Origin of the sequence: Corallococcus praedator, assembly GCF_003612125.1 — a bacterium.
In the GTDB taxonomy this organism is placed as follows: domain Bacteria; phylum Myxococcota; class Myxococcia; order Myxococcales; family Myxococcaceae; genus Corallococcus; species Corallococcus praedator.
This window is the reverse complement of record NZ_RAWI01000556.1, coordinates 1-4,844: the sequence shown is the minus strand read 5'-3', so window position 1 is coordinate 4,844 and position 4,844 is coordinate 1. Positions and strand designations below refer to the sequence as shown.

5 protein-coding genes are annotated in these 4,844 nt (G+C 70.0%); 2 read left to right on the top strand and 3 right to left on the bottom strand.

Annotated features, from left to right (window positions below; genetic code table 11):
• A partial coding sequence (locus D7Y13_RS38620; protein ID WP_147452600.1) for a DUF2252 family protein occupies positions 1–1,411 on the top strand: 1,411 nt, incomplete at its 5' end.
• 21 nt (positions 1,412–1,432) lie between these two features.
• Here D7Y13_RS38620 and D7Y13_RS38615 read toward each other — a convergent pair.
• The 3 genes from D7Y13_RS38615 to D7Y13_RS38605 all read right to left on the bottom strand — a co-directional run bounded on the left by D7Y13_RS38615 (position 1,433) and on the right by D7Y13_RS38605 (position 4,499).
• Positions 1,433–2,371: a polysaccharide deacetylase family protein gene (locus D7Y13_RS38615; protein WP_199732914.1), complete on the bottom strand. Its 939-nt coding sequence runs from the start codon at positions 2,369–2,371 to the stop codon at positions 1,433–1,435.
• 23 nt (positions 2,372–2,394) lie between these two features.
• A complete protein-coding gene (locus tag D7Y13_RS38610; RefSeq protein ID WP_120545288.1) occupies positions 2,395–3,105 on the bottom strand; it encodes a glycosyltransferase family 2 protein in 711 nt (236 codons plus the stop codon).
• An 80-nt stretch (positions 3,106–3,185) separates the two neighbouring features.
• Positions 3,186–4,499 carry a protoporphyrinogen/coproporphyrinogen oxidase gene (locus D7Y13_RS38605; RefSeq protein ID WP_120585335.1) on the bottom strand — a complete coding sequence of 438 codons (1,314 nt, stop codon included), beginning with the start codon at positions 4,497–4,499 and terminating at the stop codon, positions 3,186–3,188.
• Positions 4,500–4,728: 229 nt separating this feature from the next.
• Between D7Y13_RS38605 and D7Y13_RS49085 the strand changes: the two genes are divergently transcribed.
• A partial coding sequence (locus D7Y13_RS49085) for a zinc-ribbon domain-containing protein (RefSeq protein WP_208734535.1) occupies positions 4,729–4,844 on the top strand: 116 nt, incomplete at its 3' end.

The following is a 4,844-nucleotide window of genomic DNA, read 5'->3' as shown; positions in this document are numbered from 1 at the left end:
CAAGCCCCCCTCCCGGACGTCCGCCCCTGGTTCCACCGTCGCGGCGACGGTGTTGACGCTCGCCTCGGCGGGAGGCGCGGCGGGGCGGATGAACACCTCCAGCGACTTCCAGCCCCGGGCCCCTTCCTCCCGGACCGGCGACACCGTGGCCGTGAACACCCCGGCGCGGGCCAAGGCCGCCACATCCGACCTCGCGAGGGAGCCCTCCCAGGGGGTGGCCTTCGTGCGCGACTTCAACGCGAAGCTGGCCCTGCCGCCCGCGCGCCTGAAGGAGAAGCTCGCGATGATGCGCGAGAGCCCCTCCGCGATGTTCCGGGCGATGCCGGCGCTCTTCCATGCGGACCTGCGGGGGCCGTACGCGCAAGGCGCGAAGCTCCTGGACCGGCCGGCCCCGGACATCCTCGTGGTGGGGGATGCCCACGTGGGCAACCTGGGCACCTTCCGGGGACCGGAGGGCAAGGCGGTGTGGGGGCTCAACGACTTCGACCAGGCGGGCATCGCGTCGCCGGAAGCGGACCTCACGCGGCTGGCCACCAGCGCCGTGCTCACCGCGCGCGAGGCGGGCCTGTCCGCCGGGGAGCAGGCGGAGGCGGTCAAGGCGCTCGCGCAAGGGTACTTCGAGACGCTGGAGCTGCTGGCGGACGGGGATGCGAACCCGGGGGCCTTCCTGACGAAGAAGGAATCGTCCGGGCCGGTGAAGGACCTCATCGACCAGTCGCGCGACACGTCGCCGAAGGACCTGTTGGAGAAGTACGTGAAGCCCGACGGTGCCAAGGGTCCCCGTTTCCTCACCACGGACACGCTCAAGCCGCTGGACGCGACGCGGAAGAGCGCGGTGCGCGCGGCGCTGGCGTCCTACGAAGCGACCCTGAAGGGCACCGAGGGCGTGGCCGTGCCCCTGAAGGTGCTGGACCTCGCGGAGCGCCTGGACGCGGGTGGCAGCAGCTACGGCCTGGAGCGCGACTACGTGCTCCTGGGCGCGAAGGATCCGAAGGCCCCGCCCGTGCTGCTGGAGCTGAAGGAGCTGCTGGCCTCCGGCGTGGGTTCTCCCCCGGTCCCCGCGAACGGCGCGGACGTGGTGAAGGCGCAGAAGGAACTGGCTGGCGACGCGAACCCGCTCACGGGCACGGTGAGCATGGGCGGCCGGGCCTTCCTCGTGCGCGAGGTGGAACCGGAGAAGGGCAAGCTGGACGACGGCGCGCTCTCCAAGAAGAAGGCCCTGCGCTCCACCTTCGAACAGGCGGGCGTGGTGCTGGCCCGGGCGCATGGCCACACGCGGGAGCAGGCCACGCGCCTGGAGGCCTGGCTGGGCGGCGATACGCACGAAGCCACGAAGCGGCTCACCGCGTTCGCGCAGTCCTACGCGGATCAGGCCGAAGCGGATTGGAAGGCCCTGAAGGCCGCGCGCTGATCCGCGCGGCGCGACGTTCCCTCAGAGCGTCGCGGAGAGCTGCCCCGCCGCGTCGCGCAGGGTGACGACGTCGAAGTCTTCCTTGAGCCACTGGAAGATGCTGCGCAGCCGCTCCTGCTTCTTCGCGGCGCTCACGCGCAGGTCGCGCTGCTGACGCACCAGCTCCGGCGGGATGCCGTCCGCCGCGTCCAGCACGTCGACACCGTGCAGCTCGAAGTTGAAGAAGGCGTCCGCCCGGCATGCCCGGTACGCGGCGCGCATGGTGCCGCGAGGCAGCGTGGTCGCGAACGTGCCGATGAACGGGAAGCGCACCACCGGCGTCACCGTCATCGGCAGCTCCACCACCGCCCCCGTGCCCCGTCGGTAGGGCTGCGCCGGATCCGGCCGGTACGGCACGCGCGGCGCGAGCAGCACGCGGGGCGTATCCAGCACGGAGCGCGAAGGCCGCCCCAGCGCCGCGAGCGCCCCCATCACCGCCGCCTTCGCCGCGTAGTACGGCGCCGCCGGGAACGCGGAGGACCCATACGTGTACCCCTGCACCACCGTGGCCGCGTACAGGTCGGCGTTCAGCGTGTAGCCCGGGGCCCGGAAGCCGCAAGGACGCACGCCGGTGGCCTTCAGGATGGCCGCGTCCGCGCGCGCCAGGTCTTCCGCGATGGCGTCGGCACCGCGCCGCGTGAGCGCGTAGTCATGGGCGTGGCTGTGGCTCGCGACCTCGATGCCCGCCGCGTGGGACTGCCGCATGCCGGCCGCCGCGCCGGGGTCCGCCTCCAGGTCCTCCCCGATGGCGAAGAACGTCCCGGGCACTCCGACGGAGGCCAGCAGGTCGCGGAAGCGGGGCACCGCCACGCGATGGATCAACGTGCGGGCCCGGTCGTCCAGGAGCGACTCGGGCAGCCCGTGGATCCGGCAGTAGTGCGGCAGCGAATCCAGGTCGACGGAGATGGACGCCAGTCGCACCGCTGGCATGGAGCGCTCCCTCTTCAGGTCCCGCGAACGCGGATGACGTAGAACAGCTTGCCCACGTTCTTGAGCACGTTGGGCACGCGCTTGAACAGGTGGATGGACGGCTGGCGCTTCTCGTGGAGCTGGATGGGGATCTCCATCACGTTGAGCCCCTCGCGCCACGCGCGGATGACGAACTCGCTGGCGAACACGTCCATGTCCACCACGCACTTCTGGATGACGGGCAGCAGCGCTTCGCGGCGGAACGCCTTCAGGCCGTGCGTGTCGGTGCCCTGGAAGCCCAGCGCCACGCGCAACAGCTTGTTGTGCACCCGCGTGGCCGCGCGGCGGATGAGGGGCCGCTGATCACTCGCGCCCTTGGCCGCCTTGGAGCCCACGACCATGTCCGCCTCGCCGCGCTCCAGCCGGGGCAGCGCCGCGTCGTAGAAGGTCAGGTCGCACAGGTCGATTTCATCGCACACCACGTAGGTGCCCCGGGCCTTGAGGATGCCCTCCTTCAGCGCCACGCCGTAGTTGGGCGTCTCCGAGTGGAACCAGCGCAGGCGCGGGTTCTTGGCGCACAGATCCTCCAGGATCATGGGCGTCGAGTCGCGCGAGCCGTTCTCCGCGAAGATGATTTCGTAGTCGAGCCCGCGCGCATCCAACCCCTGACGCAGCTCTTCGGCTGCCTGGGCGATGATGGACTCTTCGTTGTAGACCGGGATGACGACGGAGAGGTGCAGGGCCATGGGTCCAGAAGAAGCGAAAGGTAGGCCTGGGGCCTAGCACGGCCCCAACCCACCCGTCGACAAGGAGATGACCCCTCGCGTCAGCCGTTCAGCGTCCGGGCACAGGCCCGCCCGCCCAGGATGGCGTCCTCCATGGACGAGTACTCCCACTGGCCATAACGCCCCGCGGTGAGGATGCCCGCGTGCTCCAGGAAGCGGGCGACCTCCGCCTTCGCCGGTCCGTACGCGTCGTCGTAGAGCACGTACGCGTTGGGGATCTCCCTCGCCTTGGCGAAGAGGACGTCGTCCTTCGAGTGGATCATCTCCGAGCGCAGCAGGTCCTCCACCGCCTTGCGCTCCGCGTCCTCCAGCGACAGCTCGCCGTGGTGGCTGAACTCGACGGAGAAGCTGGCCGTGTCCGAGGGAGCCAGGGGCGCGTACACCGCCGAGGGCGAGCCGATGCGGTACGCATGGAACTCCGGCTCCGGCAGGTAGATCCAGTGCCAGGGCTGACGGTTCGCGCCCTTCGCGCCCACGCACACGTACGTGACGGTGAAGGCCCGCAGACGCTTCGCCGCGGCCTGCACCTCCTCCGGGACACCGGAGGCACCGCGCGCAATCAACTGCACCAGCGTGGGCAGCGCGATGGAGGACACGAGCCCCGAGTAGCCTTGCGTGCGCCCGTCCGACAGCACGACCTGCTTCGCCTTCCAGTCGATGGAGACGGGTTCGGTGTGCACGCTCAATTCGCCGCCGCGCAGGTGCTGTTTCATCGCGCGCGCCAGGCTCTCGATGCCGCCCTCGCGCGGGTAGAGGAACGAAGCGTTGTAGCCCAACTGGTCGCTGCCGGCCCCGAGCGCCCCGTCGACGACCTCCTTGAGGGAGGGACGCGGCACGAAGCGGCCCACCCAGTTGGCGGACATCTCGCGCGGGTGCACGGTCCACAGCTTCTGGTTGTAGGGCAGCATGAAGTTCTTCGCGAAGCCTTCACCCATGTAGCGGAGGATGAACTCCTCGAAGTTGACGGGCTCGCGCTCGCGCAGGGCCCGGCCCTTCTCACCGTAGATGGCCTCCACGTAGCCGATCAGGTTCTCCGCCACGACCTCCGGCGGCAGCCCGTGGGTGTTCACCTGGTAGGGGAAGCGCGTGAAGGTGCCGCGCGAGTACACCGCGGCGCGGCGCTGGATGCGCACCATCTGTTCAGGCAGCCAGAGCGTGTTGACCAGCTCCTGGATCTCCGGGTCGCGCAGGTGGAGCCAGTGGCCGGTGGGGTCGAAGTAACACCCGTCGATGACCTCGGTCTTGATGAGGCCGCCGACCCGGTCCGACTTCTCGATGAGGCGCCAGGGGCGCTTGATGAAATGCGCGGTGGACAGGCCCGCGAGGCCCGCCCCGAGGATGACGATGGGATCCATGCTCCGCCGGGTCTACCACCTCGTCCGGGGGGCTGGAAAAGGAAGGCACACTGCCGGTAGGGGCGTGCGCCCGCCCTCCTGCCCGCCCGGGTGACGACTCGTCGCCCCGGGGGCGCGTTCTTTCCGGGCTTGAAACGGCTCTGCTAGCCTGCACGCGCCGCGCGGACCATCGCACCGCCCATTCATTGCTGCGCGTGCGCGCGCCAGCCGGTCTCGTCGAAGGAAAACAATGAAAGTCTCCTGCCCGTCGTGCCAGACGAACTACAACATCGATGACAGGCGGATCCCGCCCGGGGGCGCGAAGCTCAAGTGTGCCCGGTGCCAGACCACGTTCCCCATCAAGGC

Bases quoted from the DNA above. Each gene is read 5' to 3' on its own strand.
- D7Y13_RS38610 (WP_120545288.1), bottom strand. From the start codon at position 3,105: ATGGCCCTGCACCTCTCCGTCGTCATCCCGGTCTACAACGAAGAGTCC.
- D7Y13_RS38605 (WP_120585335.1), bottom strand. From the start codon at position 4,499: ATGGATCCCATCGTCATCCTCGGGGCGGGCCTCGCGGGCCTGTCCACC.